Source organism: Paenibacillus sp. V4I3 (assembly GCF_030817215.1).
Lineage (GTDB): Bacteria > Bacillota > Bacilli > Paenibacillales > NBRC-103111 > Paenibacillus_E.
Genome location: NZ_JAUSZA010000001.1, coordinates 1596391 through 1612078 on the forward strand (window position 1 = coordinate 1596391; position 15688 = coordinate 1612078).

Below are 15688 nucleotides of genomic sequence, written 5' to 3' on the forward strand. Positions count from 1 at the left end.
ACGAGAAAAATGAGAATACTGGAAAAAAGATGGTTGAAGTGCCAAAAGAGTTAAGTATCTCATGGCTACGGGATAAGTATGAGATTCAAGAATTGACTCCGCATGAAGTAATAGCGGCCATTGTGCAGCGCTCTTCTGATGATGTGGGTATGAATATCTGGATTACACCGCCAACGATGGATGTCATTCAGCCTTATTTGGAAAGATTAAAATCGGTTTCTATGGCTGATTCGCCGCTGTGGGGGATTCCATTTGCGATCAAGGATAACATTGATCTGGCAGGTGTGCCGACGACAGCTGGCTGCGCGGAGTATGCGTATACGCCGACGGAACACTCGGGCGTCGTGGAAAGATTGATTGCCGCAGGAGCGATTCCGGTCGGCAAGACGAACTTGGACCAATTCGCGACAGGGCTGGTCGGCGCGAGAAGTCCTTACGGTGACGCGCATAACGCGCTTCGCCCGGAACTGATCAGCGGCGGCTCGAGCTCCGGCTCAGCCGTCTCGGTAGCTCGTGGCCAAGCGGCGTTCTCGCTTGGCACGGACACGGCAGGCTCGGGCCGCGTACCTGCTGCTTTGAATCGACTGGTTGGCTATAAGCCGAGTCTCGGCGCCTGGCCAACCAAAGGGGTAGTGCCTGCCTGTGCGAGTTTAGACTGTGTAACCGTCTTCGCGCACAGCTTGAATGACGCGCTCGCCGTAGACGGCGTAGTGCGCGGGCTTCACGCGGATGACCCTTGGTCACGAAGTGTAACAAGGGAAGCGGCTAAGCTTCCGGCTAAGTTCTTTTTGCCGGATGGTCCTTTAGGATTCTACGGACCTTATGCTTCTGAGTACAGCGCTGCGTGGGACACTGCTGTTGAGAAATTGAAGGGATTAAGTGTTAATTTGAACATCCCCGTTGAATATATCGATGTTACGTTATTCGCTGAAGCGGCGGCGATTCTATATGAGGGCCCATGGGTGGCCGAACGTTGGGCGGCCTTGGGCAACTTTATTGAAGCCAATCCGGGCATTGCGTATCCCGTTACGGAAAAGATCCTCCGCTCGGGCTCCGCTGCAGAGTACGATGCTGCATCCGTGTTCCATGCGATGCATAAGCTTCAGCAGTTCAAGCTGGAAGCTCGCAAACTGCTGAAGGATGCCGTGCTTGTCATGCCTACCTGCGGGGGGACTTGGACGCGCGAGCAAGTCCTAGCTGACCCGATTAGCACGAATCGGGATATGGGGCGCTACACGAATCATTGCAATCTGCTTGATTTGTGCGGGGTTGCTGTGCCGGCGGGTGATGCGGCACCACAGACGCCTTTTGGCATCACGTTCTTCGCGCTCGCTGAAGAGGAGAGCTTGATCTGCGGCGCAGCCGAGCTGTTCGTGGCGGGTGCTGTTGACGCTGAGCTGGAATCGGCTGCTGGGGCGAGTGCGCCGCGTCTGGCAGGCTCGGCGGCGGATGAGGTTGTCGTGGCAGCGGTGCCGACGACGCTGGTCGCGGTCTGTGGCTTACACATGCGCGGCTACCCGCTGGAGAAGCAAATGCTAGGCTGTGGAGCGCGGTTCATCCGGGAGGATGAGACCGCAGCGAAATACAGCCTGGTGAAGCTGCCAACCACGCCGGCGAAGCCGGGGCTTGTGAAGCAGCAGCAGGGCGGCGCAGCCATCCTGCTGGAGGTTTGGGAAATGCCGCTGGAGGCATTCGGCGGCTTTGCGGCTGCGATCCCAGCTCCGCTGGGGATCGGGAAGGTTGAGCTCCGGGACGGCACGGAAGTCCCGGGCTTCGTTTGCGAAGCTTACGCGGCCGCAGGCGCGGAAGATGTAACAGCTTTGCGCACATGGCGCAAAGTGGTGCCTTTATAAGAGGCGGGACGCGCCTGCCTGCTAATATGTTTTTGGCCCAACCCGGAGAGGCGCGAGCCTACGAACCATACCGAAAAAGAGAAGACCGGATAAAGCAATCGCTTATCCGGTCTTCTTTTCGCTATAACGACCCTATAAGACCGTTAATTCAGTTATTTTCCATCCCATTCTTTATGCAAGACCGCTCTACTGTTTATCGCATGTTGTATGAACCGCGTTCATAAATATAGAAAGGAGTTAAGCGTTCGAAGGGAGATGCAATGATAACTAACGTTTTGTTTTTCTCTCATACGGGGGTCGATGACGCCGTTGCTCTTATGTACGCTAGCTTTACGAAAACAATCAACATTATCGGAATTGTTTGCAGCTACGGCGGACCTATCTCGCTGTTTCCGTTAAATGTAACCCATAAGGCTATTGTGACGCAAAATATGAGTGATTCAATCAACCGGGTAGGTAAGGTGCCCCTTTTCAAACCAATTTTTGATGTATATTACGACTTTTATAAGACATCTATGCCTCAACTGCGAGGTGCCCCGACGCATGACTTACTTCCCATGATGGCTCTTGTTAACCAACATATGTTCCAGTGGATGAATCGACTGGTTCATGTTGTTACCAAAGAAGGAATCGCGAGGGGGCAAAGCATTGCCGATTTTCGACCAAACACTACCGTTGAGCTAAATACTATTAGGATCGCGGTAGATTTGGACTACCGGCAGTTTTATTGGAATTTTATGATTAATATGATAGATAAAAAAGGATAATCGATAGCTCCATAAGAGCCTGATTATCCTTTTTCTTTTTCTAATGAAGCCTATAGATATATTTCTTATGCTCTCTGCAACGGCTCAACTGAAGATTCAGCAGTAGCCATGCTTCCTGCGCTTGATCTTCTAAAAGATAAGATTGTAATAAACATTGCAATCCCAACGCCGATCGCTCCGATCCAAGTAACGGACGCCAGAGATATCTGTCCAACTACAACGCCGCCAACGCCTGCACCGGCAGCCATGGCAAGCTGCATAACCGAGCTGTTAAGGCTAAGCATAATACCTGAAGATTCAGGAGCTAATGTAACTAGATTATATTGCTGCGTAGGTCCGGACGACCAAGCGGCAAAGGACCACAAAATAAGCAATGGAAATACAACGCTTGGTGAGTGCGCGGCTAAAGTTAACAAAATAAGCGTGATTACATGTAACAGTATACCCGAAGTTAGTGTTCGCTTAACTCCCCAGCGATCCGTGCTGTAGCCTCCGAGTTTGGAGCCGATAAGGCTAGCTATACCGAATGCAAACAAGGCGGTACTCAGCGTTTTCTCACCCATACCGGTAATCGTTAAAAGATAAGGTGAAATGTACGTATAGGCAATTGAGTAACCGCCCAGCCAAAAGAAACTAACTGACAAAGTCATAGCCATTTTTGGGTTTTTCAAAAGTGCCAATTGTTTACGCAGCGGTATAGCCGCCTCTCCTTGTAGGGAAGGAATGGTTAGGGCGATAATGACCATCGCTACCAGGCCTAGGGCGCCGATTCCGCCAAACACCATTTTCCAATCGTATGAAGCAGCAATCATTCGACCCAGTGGGACCCCGACGATCAAGGAGGCAGTGAACCCCATGATGACAGTTGCGATCGCACTGGCCTGTTTTCCTTGAGGGGCGATCATAGCCGCGATACTCAATGAGGTAACAACGACGACCCCGGCTCCGAGAGCCATCAAGACTCGAGCGCTGACGAACATTCCGAATCCCGGCATGACAAAGGCCAACCCATTAGCGATGACGAACAAACCAAGCGCATAGAGGAGCAGTTTACGCCGGTCCCAGCCTGAGGTGAAGGCCATGATGATTGGAGTGCCTATTGCGTAGACGAGAGAGAAAACAGTAATCAGTTGGCCTGCAGCCACTAATGAAATATCCATCGAGCTCGATATTTTATCCAGTATTCCCGCTATAATGAACTCTGATGTTCCGACTAAAAAACTAAGGAGTGCTAAGATGTGAATTTTCCATGTTTTTGACATGTTGATAACCTCTTTCGTTTATATTTTTATATTTCTAGATCCATTGAAATATTGTTTAAAAAAATATCTGCAGCAGATATAAGGGGTATTTTTATATTTCTAAATATGTAGAAATATAAAACAAAAAAACTAATCAAGTAAATAAGGCACAAATTTTTTAGCGTTTTCCCAATTTACGGTGAAGTATACGAACGTTCCTTTTTTTTGAGAGTCAAGCAGCCCACAGTCTGTTAATTGTTTCAAATGATGAGACAGTGTGGATAAGGCTACCGATTCCAAACGGTTTTCAAGTTCTGCGGGGCATAAATTACTTTCTTTGATCAGGATCTCAAAAATTTTGTAACGAGTGGGTTCGCCTAACGCTTTATGAACTTTCACCGCTTGCTTGGCTTCCATACTGACATCAACCATCGTAGTTTGCTCCTTTCTGTTGTTTCTATATTCATCGAAATAAGAATAGCATGCCTCTGTGTAAAAGTAAATACCTGCGCGTGTTGCCTTGCAACCCTACGTTGTGAGCTTTGACCACTGTATGCGCTACATGGGGAAAAGGCTGAGAAGCCGCTTTAAGATAGCTCGGAAAGCGAAACGGGTGATGCAGCCAGACAAAGTAAGGCTGAGAAGTCATTTTCCGAGCTAAAAGTTGTTGTAAGTAAGCGGCTTGTGTGTGAAAGCGCGGAAAACGAGCTTTCAATTTGTGTAAACTGAAATAGGCTCGAAAACCGAGCCTAAAGTAAGCGGAACCCGCTATGTAGCCGGAAAAAGTAGGCTGAGAAGCCGGTTTCCAACACTACTTAGCCATCAAAAACTCATTCGTATATAAATCCTTAACCGGGATGTCATCCTTAATCATGCCGGCTTCTTTCATCTGGCTTACGAGTGTTTTCCAGCGATCTTCGGACATGTAGCCAACGCCGTGAGTTTTGGCATCGCCGCCGAAGATAAAATCTTTCGCAACGGCTTGTGCATCTTTCAAGTGATCCACGTCGTAATCCTTGTTTACTCCGTTAAGCGCATTGTTCACTTCATCGGCATGAGCATAATAGTAGTCCCAGCCCTCAGTTGTTGCTTTTAAGTATCTTTTGATCAAGTCCGGATTCTTTTTGATGAAGTCATCGGTTGTGATGACGACGTTGCCGTAGGGGTTGTAGCCAAGGTCGGCATTGAGGAACCAAGCGACGTCGACACCTTGTTTTTTCAGGACGTAAGGTTCATTGGTTGCAAAGCCTTGTGTGATGGAGTCTTTATCTGCGCTAAAGCCAGCGAGGGAGCCGGTGTAATTTTGGACTTGGACTTTATCGAGTTTATATTTGTAGCTGATGTATTGCCAGAAGGGGAAGCCTACAGCTGTGTAGACTTTGCGTCCATTTAAATCTTCTATTTTCTTAATACCGGAATCTTTGTGATAGATGAGGTTCTGTGGATTGGTCTGCAAGTTTGCATAGATCACTTTAACCGGGATGCCTTCTTTGCGCGCTAGTACGACTTCGTCGGCGTTAGCCATCGCAAATTGTACCTTACCTGAAGCGACTAGCTGAATGTTGGATACTTGTGGTCCGCCTTGCTGTAGGGTGACGTCTAGACCCGCTTTCTCATAGAAATGGGCGACTTGCGCGGCGTAGTGTCCGCCCATTTCCGGTTGCGCAAACCAGCTCATCGCTTGGGTGACTTTATCCGTTTGATTATTGGCCTTGGTGCTCTCTGTAGGGGGAGTTCCGCCTGTGGTTGATGTTGATGTTGAAGTTGTGGTCGTTGAAGTTGATCCAGCTGTCGTACTTGTTGTTGCCGTATTGCTCGTTCCACAAGCTGTGAGAAGGATGACCATGCCGATGGCGGTTGAACTGACCTTTATTGTCCCCAGTAATTTCATTGAAATCTCCCCATTCTCTCTCGGTTATTTTCACTCTTAAAGTCACCTTTAAATCTCCCAAGCACTCTGCAGCTGTCTCCCGGCAACTGGGACGCCTCGCACGCAGACGATCTCACGTGGTGGAGCGGTAGCTATCGCATGCTCAGCATTTATCGCATCTAGCAATATGAAATCTGCAGTGTCTCCTATCTGGAAAGCAGCTGCTGTGGAACCTAAGTAAGGATAAACGGAACGCAGCCGCTCATCGTCATTCCAGCGGTTCATGTCCGCCATTCTTCGGCCTCTCGCAAGCTGGTCGGTAAAGCCGAAGGGTGTCCAAGCATCCAAACCGGTATGATCAGAGCCGACGTAGACTCTCACGCCTTGCGAGGTTAACTGCGCTACGCGGGGCATCGCTGAGTCAATGGGAACGCTTGTGACAATAGCGATGTCCAATGTGCCTAGCCGTTCTGCAATAGCCAAGGATTCAGCTCCTGACACCTGGCCTAAGCAATAGGCGTGGCTGACCGTTACTTTGCCGTTTTTACCACTCTGCTCGGTGTAGTTCATAACGCGCTCTAAGGTGAACAGACCAAGATGCCCGGGATCGTGCAAATGAATATCGACCTCCGCGTCATGGGCCACACTTAGATCGAATATGGCACTCAAGCAGGCTTCTATATCCCGGTCAACGCCTGCGGGGTCAACGCCCCCAACGATAGATGCTCCTTCTTGGAGTGCTTGCTTGATAAGGCTAACCGACTGTGAACGGATTAATCCTTGCTGGGGGAAAGCGACGATTTCGATGTCCAGCGTGCTTTTGAACTCCTCCTGAAGCCCTCGAACCATCTCTAAATGCGTCAGCCCAATCTCGGGATCGATGTCGACGTGGACGCGAAGCCGTGTAGTTCCGAAGGCCAACATTTGCTGTAAAATCGCTCGTGCCCGCTCCTTCTGCCCGCTTTTCATAGGCGCTAGCAGATCCTTTTCCATTTGAAACTGTTTAAATAACGAATCAACCTTTCCTCGTGAAACCCACTCTCGATCCGGGAAAGCTTTGTCCAAATGCACGTGATAATCTTTAAAAGTAGGCAGCATCAGCATCCCTTGTGCGTCCCAAGTAATCTTCTCCTGATCACTCGCTCCAGGTACGATTTGGGCAATGATGCCTTGGTTCAAATAGATGTCGTGCAGGCCTCCGTTAACATGAACGTTACTTAACCACTGTCCCATGATTACTGCTCCTTTCATCCTAGCTCCAACCCTGCTAGTGCTTGCTAGTTTGCAAATAGTTTCGGAAAAGAAAGGCCAACTTTAAGCGCAGGACGTCACTCATTTTTTTGAAATCCATCTGTAGGATGTCAGCAATTTTCTCAAGTCGATAAGAGACTGTATTTCGATGTATGAATAAAAGTCGACTCGTTTCATTAATGGAACCGTCATATTCGAGGTACACCTCGAGCGTTAAAGCCAGCTCCTGATCAATATGCTTGTTATTGCCGTAGATGGGCTCAAGGACGTAATTGTAGTAGCTGCGCATCGCTTCCTCCGAAAGGTGCTGGAACAAAGAGAACAGCTCGATGGATTCATGATGCAGAACGGTTTGGTTCATGCGCAGCCTGTGGGCCACGCGACTAGTCTCCAGACATTCCTTATAGGCGTCGTAAACCAGGTCCGGATGAGCCTTGGCTCGACTAACCCAGCAATTCAAGCCTGAAGCGGAAGTTCTTGTTGTCAAACCAGATAGGCAGGATGTAAGGGCGGCGATAAATTCTTTCTTATGGAACAATTGCTCCTCGGGTAAGGAAAAGATCGAAAGCAATCCTTCGGCGATATAGAGGTGCTCAGACTCATAATGCTGCATCGTGGGGTGATAAATGAGCTCCTGACGCACTTCATTCAACAACCTTTTGGCAGTTGGATGCTCGGGTGCGACCGTTGTGAACACACACTGATAAGTGCTGGAAAGCACACTGAGGTGATAGGTCTTGCAGCTTTTCATAAAATCATGAAAGGAAAGCTCTCTCCCGAAAAAGTCTGTAAACACCTGACTAAGCGCATGCTGTCGAGAGGGATCTTTGCCCTTTTGAATATCCAAACCAAGATGAAACGTTAATATTTCGGCCGCTTGGTGAAATAAGGCTTCCTCTTCTTTGAGTGTGAGCGGAGAATTCAGATACACTTTGAAAAAGCCAGTGCATCCTTGAGGGTCCATCAAAGGAATGCGAAAGCACCGCGTATCTCCGAAGCCTTCCCATTGCACGCTTTTGTGCCATGGCCACTGATGCAGCAGTATTTCTTCCGCCCACGAGGTGTTATGAAATAGGACATTTCCGCTGTGTCCGAACACGGCAATGGGCTGCCCTAGAATACCCGAGATCATATGAAAAATATCCGATGATTCTTTATGTCGCAGTGCAAACTGCATGAGCTGCTTTTGTTTTTCTAGGACGTTTTGCAGTTTTTTGGTCGTTTTGGTGTGTTCAGCGTTGAAGAGAGCATCCATCTGGTCGGAAAAGGTGAATTCATACGGCAGCTCAAGAATGGGGATATCTAATCGATTCGCTTCATCGAACAATTCCTGTGGAATTTGAGACCAGTAGCGGCCTACCTTAATGCCGAGGCCAGCACCGCCGCGTTCGTCTAACATGCGTAATAGCGTTAAAGCCACTTCCAGGTGATCTTTCATGGCGAAGGCGGTGGTAAAAAGCATCTCACCAGACTTAACCCAATCGCCGGCATCGGGAGCATCCATCACATTGACGGATCTTAAAATGCGGGACACGCCTTTCTGTCCAGCGACCAGCTTCGCACGAGATAACGGGTAAATCGTTAGCGCTTCTTCGACGGTCAGATGCATCAGGAACCCACCTTTCTTTCATCAAAAGCCGCAATTTCATGGTAAAAGGTTGTTTGTTTCATGGTAGAAGCGACGAGTTTACCTTTCTTCCATACGTACAGCCTCGGGGCGCGTTCGTAGACAACACTCCGTAGGTCAAAGGCATCACATAAGACAAGATCTGCGTATGCGCCAACTTGTAACCCGTAATGATCGATCTGAAGGGCTTGTGCGGCTCGAGTTGTTGCCATTTCGACGATCGTGACCACATCCTGTTTGGAACCCATATAGGCGGTTTGGGCGAGAAGTAGTCCAGTATCCATGGGGTCCGCGGTGCCAAAGGGGGTGAAAGGATTTTGAATATTATTGCTTCCAAAGATCACATTAGCGCCTTGCTCTAACAGTAAGGAGACAGGAGTTAAACCGCGGCGAGGGCGATGGTCATCACCACGACCATTTAAGTAGAGATCCGTTGCTGGCAAACACATGACGTGAATGCCCGCATCTGCAATTGACTTGCAAATTTCTTTGGCTTGCTCGTAAGGGAGGGATCCTAGAGATGTGAGATGTCCAACGCTGACGCGCCCCTGCATATCGTACTCGTGCGTCATTCGAATGATCGTGAGAATCGCCAGTATTTGCGGGTCATCGGAGAAATCCACATGCAAATCTAGAGGCTTGTTGAAGGTATGGGCTAAGTTGAAAACAGTGCTTAGATGCTCTTCGAGATTCGGATCTTGATAGGTAATGCCGCCAACCACATCCGCTCCAAGCTGTAAGGCTGTTTTCAACAGTTCTTCTGTACCTGGCTGCTTAATGATGCCTTCTTGAGGAAAGGCGACAATCTGTAAGGTAAGTGCGTCGTGGTAACGTTCTTTCAGCTCCAACATGACTTCGAGGCCGATGAGATTAACGATAGGGTCAATTTCCACATGACAACGCATGTGCGTAACGCCGTGAGCTATAGCTTGTTGAATCACTTGTGTAGAGCGAATCTCGATATCTTCTTTCGTGAACGTGCGTTTCATCTCCAAGGTCGATGCCATGGCTTGCTGTATCGTGAGGGCCTCTTCTTTCATTTGATTCAAAAGAAAAGCTTTATCCAGATGGATATGCGGTTCTATGAATCCAGGGAGTAGAACGCGTCCATGGGCTTCTATAATATTTCCTCCGCTGTAGGAGTCAGGTTGATGCTCACTCAGGAAAACAATTCTTCCCGCTTTAATGCCTACATCCATGAATGTGCTGAAGTGAGGATTAGAGAAACGTTGGATGATCAAATCTGGCTCCATGCCACTTCACCTCGTGATTATGTTAATTAATCTAACGTTAAATTGATTTGTTAAGTGAATTATAGGTCCGTCATGTAAATTGAGTCAATTTAATGTCAGGATAATTGTGTATTTTAATAAAATAGATCCTGAAATTGTGATTTTGTAAATTTGGTGTATGAATAACTCACATCTCCTCCCTCTTTTTACGACTTCATGCTGATTACTTTATAGTTATCCACAAAGTTACCCACAATATCAACATGTCCACAGAGCAGGCTGTGTACAATAAATCAGACATTCTATACACATATCCACAGGACAACTTATCCACAATCATGAAGGGTTCTAACATTCAGGAGAACTCCTTTAGATGGATTCCAATGGGGGGATTCTGGATATTCTTTTGTGTGGTCTTCTCTTATATGGCAAAAAAGTGTATGGTATCTTAGGCTCAAGGTAACATTAACCATATCGTTGAAAGTTGTGGAGGTATTATGAAGAAAATTTTGAGCATTTATTTAACGGATCTTAGGAACTTGTGGAAAGTGCCCACAGGTCTTTTTCTTATGATTGCACTAGCTATTTTACCGTCTGTGTATGCCTGGATTAATCTAGAGGCGATGTGGGATCCCTATGCCAATACGTCTGGTATCAAAATTGCGGTAACAAGCAAAGACGAAGGGGCAGTTGTCGCAGATAAAGTCATTAATATTGGTAATGAAGTTGTGGATAATTTGAAAAATAATCATTCTCTGGGTTGGACGTTTGTGAACGAGCAGGACGCTCTGGACGGTGTTGAACAAGGGGATTATTATGCAAGTTTGATCATTCCGGCCGATTTTTCGCGAAAAATAACAAGTATTGTGGATGGATCGATGGAAAAGCCAGAGATTTTATACACGGTAAATGAGAAAATCAATGCGGTTGCGCCTAAAATTACGAGCAAAGGCGTTTCCAACGTGACTGCGCAAATCAGTGAAAATTTTATTAAAACGGTGAGCACGTCTATTTTGACGCGAATGAAAGAGCTCGGTATCGATTTGGAGAAAGAGTTACCTACAATTCGGAATATGGAGTCAAGGATCTTTGAGCTGGAAAAGCGCTTGCCGGAAATTACGGCTATGGGAGACAAAGCGCTTGAGATCGAGCAGAAGCTGCCCGAAATCAAGGAAAAGGGGCAAAAAATCGTCGAACTAGAGAAACGGATTCCCGAAATGGATCGGGCTGGAGATACGATTCTAAAGATTGAAGAGCGTTGGCCAAAGATTGAAGCAGCTGCGCAAGAGGTATTGGTCATTCAGCAAAAACTGCCGGAGATCCAGCGGGCCGCTGATCGTATCGCAGAACTGGACCAGAACTTCGGCAAGGTCGAAGAGGCTCTAAACACAGCGATTGATAAATCAAGCAAGGCGGACGAAATTGTTACCGCGGCGTTAAACACCCTGCCTAAAGTAGAGGCCATTGCTGCGCAAGGTGGTCCGTTTGCAACCCAATTGGCCAACTTTTTACAAAATAATGATGCGGCGTTCCAAGCGCTTATCCCTGTCGTGAAGCAGAATTTGATATTACTTCAACAGACAGCCGATGCGGTAACTCAGCTTACTGGCTTGCTCCAGGATGCTAATCTTGACCCGCAGAAAGCTTTGGCTGCTGTAGGGCTGCTCACGGATCGCCTTACTGCGGGCGTGGCGGTCATCGACCGAACAGTCGACCTGCTTACGCGTTTGAACACCTACTTACCGAATGGCCCGCTTACCGATTCCATCGACCGTTTGAACAGTGTCAAATCCAAGTTCAATAACCAACTTCAAACGTTAAGTAAGATCCAATCGGCCATTCAACGCGGGGAGAAACCAGCGAAAGAACTTGTGGATAATTTGAATGCATTGTCCAAAGAGGCGAGCAGTGCATTAAGTAATATCTTGTCGCGCTACGACTCAGAAATTGTCCCGAACATCACCAAGGCACTAGGTCAACTGAAGTCTATCGCCCAAAACTCAGCTGCTGTGCTGCAGACACTGCAGTCCCAACTGCCGAACATCAAAGAGATCTTAGTGGATGCGCAGAGCGGCATTCATTTCGCGCAAGCTCAGCTCGATATGCTGCAAAAGGAACTGCCGAATATCCGTACGAAGGTACAAGAAGCGTCAACGACCCTTCAGACCAAAATGAACGAGTTCACCAATGCGATCAATGAAGCCGCTCCGTTCGTCCGTAATGATCTTCCCAAAGCCCGGCAAAAGCTGCATGAGGCAGCGGACTTTGTGCGCAATGATTTGCCGGCGGCTGAGGATGAAATCCGTAAATTATCTGATCTGTACCAGACGAAATTTCCGGAGGTTGAGAGTGCCGTTCATCTAGCGGCCAACCTTGTGCGCAACGATTTGCCAGCATTTGAGGCGGCTGTCCGCAGAGCAGCAGATCAAATCCGTAAGGTGGAAGGCGGGGGCAGTATCGAAGAAATTCTCCGACTGCTGCAAAATGATATTCAGAAGCAAAGCGATTTCCTCGCGAATCCTGTGCTGATTAAAGAGGATAGGCGTTTTCCTATTCCGAACTACGGGTCGGCGATGTCGCCCTTTTATACAACGCTATCCCTGTGGGTAGGCGCAATGATGCTTGTTTCGATGATGAGAGTGGATGTGGATAACCCGGACGGCCTGCTGAAGCCTCGCCATATCTACTTTGGACGTATGCTCATCTTCCTGACAGTTGGATGTCTCCAAGCCATCATCGTTACACTCGGTGATATGTACCTCCTGGGCACATATGTTGTGGATAAGTTCTGGTTCATTCTGTTTGCCATTCTTATCAGTAACGTGTTCATAACCATCACGTACACATTGGTCTCCGTATTCGGGAACATAGGCAAAGGCATTGCGATTATCTTCCTTGTGCTTCAGTTTTCCAGCTCCGGCGGCACTTTTCCGGTTAGCACAGCTTCGTCTTTTTTTCAAAAGCTTAACCCGCTCGTGCCGTTCACTTATGCGGTAGGTATCATGCGCGAGGCGGTTGGAGGCATGCTGCTCTCCGTGGTGCTTAAGGATGTGTTCTTCCTCTGCGTGTTCATTGCGATTTGCTACGTCATTGCTCTAGCACTGAAAAAGCCGCTCAGCGGCTATACCCAGAAGGTTGCGGAGAAGGCGAAGCAGACGAAGCTGATTTCTTAAAGAAAGTTAGGTAGCTTGAACTAAGCTAAGGGGAGGGGGAGTTTTTGCTGAAAACATTATTACTGGCGGGGGCAATCTTACATGCCACCTGTCCAAAAATAGAGGTGTTTGACATTGATTTAGGTAAGGTTACGAAGACCACTTCCTCATCTAAACAAATACAAGAGGAAGTTCTGGTCTGGCTAAAATCGATCAATGGCATAGACGACAAAGTGAAATTTGAACCTCCTCCACATGGCATGGTGATCAAAATGCCATTATCTCCACCTTGATGCTGATCCTAGCCCGTTTATAAAACGTATTTCTAGCGATCTGACAGAAATAAATAAGCATATACTTACTTCACTAGCCTTTTAGACTTGTGCCTTAGTCACAGGTCTTTTCTGTGTATTTTTCCTTTATGCAAAAAATAGAACTTAGACTTTGGTCTAGGTTTTTTCGCGACCTTTGGCTAACGAAAGACAGTACCTTAGTGCGTTAAGAAGTCATTGGATCTCTTTTATAATGAAGATAACGTAAAGGAGAGCGAGGAATTGATGTGAAAAAAACTTCGTGGTGGTCGTTTATAATGGCATGCAGCGGCTTGCTATTGATCCCCCTAGTGGGACTCATCTACATTCATCTGAATCAGGCGGACGGGGTGGCTTACAGCTTAGTTACTGATTTGGATCGGCAAATTCCGTTTATGAAGAGCTTCGTAATACCTTACCTGTCTTGGTATGGATTTCTGTTGGTTGGGTTCTTATATTTGGCTTATAAGGATCGCAGCATGTACTATAAAACACTTTTTCAGTTCATAATGGGTCTGCTCCTGTGTTATGGGGTATATGCTATATATCAGACAACTGTTCCTCGGCCGGAGCTAACCGGAAGCGATTGGCTGCTGCAGATGGTACAGTGGGTGTATCGCACAGATCAACCGTTTAACTGTTTTCCGAGTACGCATGTGTTAACTTCGTATTTAATGATGAAAGCCTACTTAAGATCAACAACTATACCTTGGCCCTATAAAATAGCCGTTACGAGCATGTCATTGCTCATTATTGTATCGACGCTGCTCGTAAAACAGCATGTTCTTCTGGATATTGTGGGCGCAGTACTGGTTTCTGAGGGGGTCGTGTACGTCGTGGAACGTTTTAGAATTGGTTTGCTGAAAGATTCGGTGGCTGTGAATACGCAGCAGCGAAAGTTCGAAGGGGGACTTAGAAGATGAAACGTAGGGACAAACTATTAATCCTGACAGGCAGCCTAGGGGACGGGCATAATAAAGCAGCGCAAGCGATTCTGGAGGCTGCATGGTTTTATAAACCGGATGTGGACGTGAAAGTGGTTGATTTCCTAGAGTGGACGCATCCTTACCTGCATTCGGTGGGCAAATACTGCTATATGCAGTGGGTGAAAAGTCTGCCTTCGGTTTACGGGTATTTGTACCGCAAGACGCGAGAGGATAATACATTGTCCCATATGTTTAAAAAGATGAAGTCGTTCAGCACCGATAGGATGCTGGAACTGCTGCAAGAAGAGGAGCCGACGGAAGTGGTCTGCACCTTTCCAGGGGCGGCAGCGGCGATGTCGTACTTAAAATGTAACGGTCTGACCACGGTGCCTACTGTGACAGTGATGACCGATTATACGGATCACAGTTACTGGGTGCATCCCGGTACGGATCGTTATCTGGTTGGTGCCGAACATGTGAAGCAATCGCTTCTTCGTTACCGGATTCCGGAGCAGCGTATTATGGTGACGGGGATTCCGATTCGAAGGCCTTTCACGCAAACGTATGATCGTAATGAACTCCGTGATAAGCATGGTTTGCACCGTGATATGCCTACCGTACTAGTGATGGGCGGCGGGCATGGTTTGATCGGCAAGCAGTTCAAGTCTGTGCTGCAATCAGACGATTTGGCGGTGCCGGTGCAGTTTGTATTCGTTTGCGGGCGCAATGAGAAGCTGAAGCAGCAGCTAGAGGAGGAGCTGGGCGGCGAGAAAACGCGTCATCGCGTGATGGTAACAGGATTCGTGGATCATGTCCATGAGCTGATGGCTTTATCCGATCTGATCGTGACGAAGCCGGGAGGACTTACCGTATCCGAGGCGCTCGCACTCGAGCTACCGATGATGCTGTACAAGCCGATACCTGGTCAAGAGCAGGATAATGCGGCATTTCTTGTTGGCCTTGGAGCGGCGATTGAAGTGAAGAATGCGGTGGAGCTGAAAAGACAATTGCTTGAGGTTATCGCCAACCAGTCTTTGCTGGTGAGACTTAAAAAGAATGCCAAGCTTAGTCAGCATAACCAAGATGCTCTTCACACGCTGAATGCGATATTGGATACTCACCATCATTTCATCCCTGCACTAGATGGCCTGCAGCTAGCCTATGCAAATGTGTGATACGTTAGGCTATCAACAATCGATGTAAAGTTTGCTTTGGTTTGGGAGCCCCTTTGTCCCTCTTTTTCCCCTTCGAAAAGCACCGTACTTTGGCTCGAAATGTACAGGTGCTTTTTTGTTGTCAAGTTTGTTGTCAATGTGGGGTTATCGCAGATTTTTCATATTATAAATTTGTGAATTGAGGGTTTACTTGACGTGTTGTTGTTGTCAACATGAGTGGAAACCCCGTGAAAACGGGCTGCCACTGACAACTGCCGCTACGTGCGCTTCGCGCCGCATCATG

At 47.7% G+C, this 15688-nt stretch carries 12 protein-coding genes; 6 read left to right on the forward strand and 6 right to left on the reverse strand.

Translation table 11 applies throughout. From position 1 onward, the window contains the following. Positions 1–29: 29 nt before the first annotated feature. Both atzF and QFZ77_RS07625 read left to right on the forward strand, forming a co-directional pair. Entirely contained in the window at positions 30–1853 is a 1824-nt protein-coding gene (gene atzF / locus QFZ77_RS07620; RefSeq protein ID WP_307449321.1) for an allophanate hydrolase, read from the forward strand. A gap of 260 nt (positions 1854–2113) precedes the next feature. Beyond that, the gene (locus tag QFZ77_RS07625; RefSeq protein ID WP_307438160.1) at positions 2114–2620 is read left to right on the forward strand and encodes a nucleoside hydrolase; all 507 of its coding nucleotides are present in this window, start codon (positions 2114–2116) and stop codon (positions 2618–2620) included. A 65-nt stretch (positions 2621–2685) separates the two neighbouring features. On the opposite strand, the gene QFZ77_RS07630 is transcribed toward QFZ77_RS07625, so the two are convergent. From QFZ77_RS07630 to QFZ77_RS07655, 6 genes are all read right to left on the reverse strand, one after another. Then, positions 2686–3882, reverse strand: coding sequence for an MFS transporter (locus QFZ77_RS07630; RefSeq protein WP_307438163.1), 1197 nt, complete (start codon positions 3880–3882; stop codon positions 2686–2688). 129 nt (positions 3883–4011) lie between these two features. Then, on the reverse strand, positions 4012–4293 hold the full coding sequence (locus tag QFZ77_RS07635; protein ID WP_307438165.1) for an ArsR/SmtB family transcription factor: 282 nt from the start codon (positions 4291–4293) through the stop codon (positions 4012–4014). A 379-nt stretch (positions 4294–4672) separates the two neighbouring features. Then, complete coding sequence (locus QFZ77_RS07640) at positions 4673–5752, reverse strand: ABC transporter substrate-binding protein (RefSeq protein WP_307438167.1); 1080 nt, start codon at positions 5750–5752, stop codon at positions 4673–4675. A 48-nt stretch (positions 5753–5800) separates the two neighbouring features. Then, positions 5801–6964, reverse strand: a complete 1164-nt coding sequence (locus tag QFZ77_RS07645; protein WP_307438169.1) for an amidohydrolase family protein — start codon at positions 6962–6964, stop codon at positions 5801–5803. Positions 6965–6998: 34 nt separating this feature from the next. Further along, positions 6999–8591, reverse strand: a complete 1593-nt coding sequence (locus QFZ77_RS07650) for a PucR family transcriptional regulator (protein ID WP_307438170.1) — start codon at positions 8589–8591, stop codon at positions 6999–7001. Next, positions 8591–9862, reverse strand: a complete 1272-nt coding sequence (locus QFZ77_RS07655) for an amidohydrolase family protein (RefSeq protein WP_307438172.1) — start codon at positions 9860–9862, stop codon at positions 8591–8593. The genes QFZ77_RS07650 and QFZ77_RS07655 overlap by 1 nt, the downstream gene beginning before the upstream one ends. Positions 9863–10338: 476 nt before the next feature. Between QFZ77_RS07655 and QFZ77_RS07660 the strand changes: the two genes are divergently transcribed. The 4 genes from QFZ77_RS07660 to QFZ77_RS07675 all read left to right on the forward strand — a co-directional run bounded on the left by QFZ77_RS07660 (position 10339) and on the right by QFZ77_RS07675 (position 15405). Beyond that, the gene (locus QFZ77_RS07660) at positions 10339–13014 is read left to right on the forward strand and encodes a YhgE/Pip domain-containing protein (protein ID WP_307438174.1); all 2676 of its coding nucleotides are present in this window, start codon (positions 10339–10341) and stop codon (positions 13012–13014) included. Positions 13015–13058: 44 nt separating this feature from the next. Further along, a complete protein-coding gene (locus QFZ77_RS07665) occupies positions 13059–13286 on the forward strand; it encodes a hypothetical protein (RefSeq protein WP_307438177.1) in 228 nt (75 codons plus the stop codon). A gap of 266 nt (positions 13287–13552) precedes the next feature. After that, a complete protein-coding gene (locus tag QFZ77_RS07670; protein ID WP_307438178.1) occupies positions 13553–14227 on the forward strand; it encodes a phosphatase PAP2 family protein in 675 nt (224 codons plus the stop codon). Continuing rightward, positions 14224–15405, forward strand: coding sequence for an MGDG synthase family glycosyltransferase (locus tag QFZ77_RS07675; protein ID WP_307438180.1), 1182 nt, complete (start codon positions 14224–14226; stop codon positions 15403–15405). Before QFZ77_RS07670 ends, QFZ77_RS07675 begins: the two co-directional genes overlap by 4 nt. Positions 15406–15688: the final 283 nt, after the last annotated feature.

Coding starts and splice junctions, on each gene's coding strand:
- atzF (WP_307449321.1), top strand. CDS start 30: ATGGTTGAAGTGCCAAAAGAGTTAAGTATCTCATGGCTACGGGATAAG.
- QFZ77_RS07625 (WP_307438160.1), top strand. CDS start 2,114: ATGATAACTAACGTTTTGTTTTTCTCTCATACGGGGGTCGATGACGCC.
- QFZ77_RS07630 (WP_307438163.1), bottom strand. CDS start 3,882: ATGTCAAAAACATGGAAAATTCACATCTTAGCACTCCTTAGTTTTTTA.
- QFZ77_RS07635 (WP_307438165.1), bottom strand. CDS start 4,293: ATGGTTGATGTCAGTATGGAAGCCAAGCAAGCGGTGAAAGTTCATAAA.
- QFZ77_RS07640 (WP_307438167.1), bottom strand. CDS start 5,752: ATGAAATTACTGGGGACAATAAAGGTCAGTTCAACCGCCATCGGCATG.
- QFZ77_RS07645 (WP_307438169.1), bottom strand. CDS start 6,964: ATGGGACAGTGGTTAAGTAACGTTCATGTTAACGGAGGCCTGCACGAC.
- QFZ77_RS07650 (WP_307438170.1), bottom strand. CDS start 8,591: ATGCATCTGACCGTCGAAGAAGCGCTAACGATTTACCCGTTATCTCGT.
- QFZ77_RS07655 (WP_307438172.1), bottom strand. CDS start 9,862: ATGGAGCCAGATTTGATCATCCAACGTTTCTCTAATCCTCACTTCAGC.
- QFZ77_RS07660 (WP_307438174.1), top strand. CDS start 10,339: ATGAAGAAAATTTTGAGCATTTATTTAACGGATCTTAGGAACTTGTGG.
- QFZ77_RS07675 (WP_307438180.1), top strand. CDS start 14,224: ATGAAACGTAGGGACAAACTATTAATCCTGACAGGCAGCCTAGGGGAC.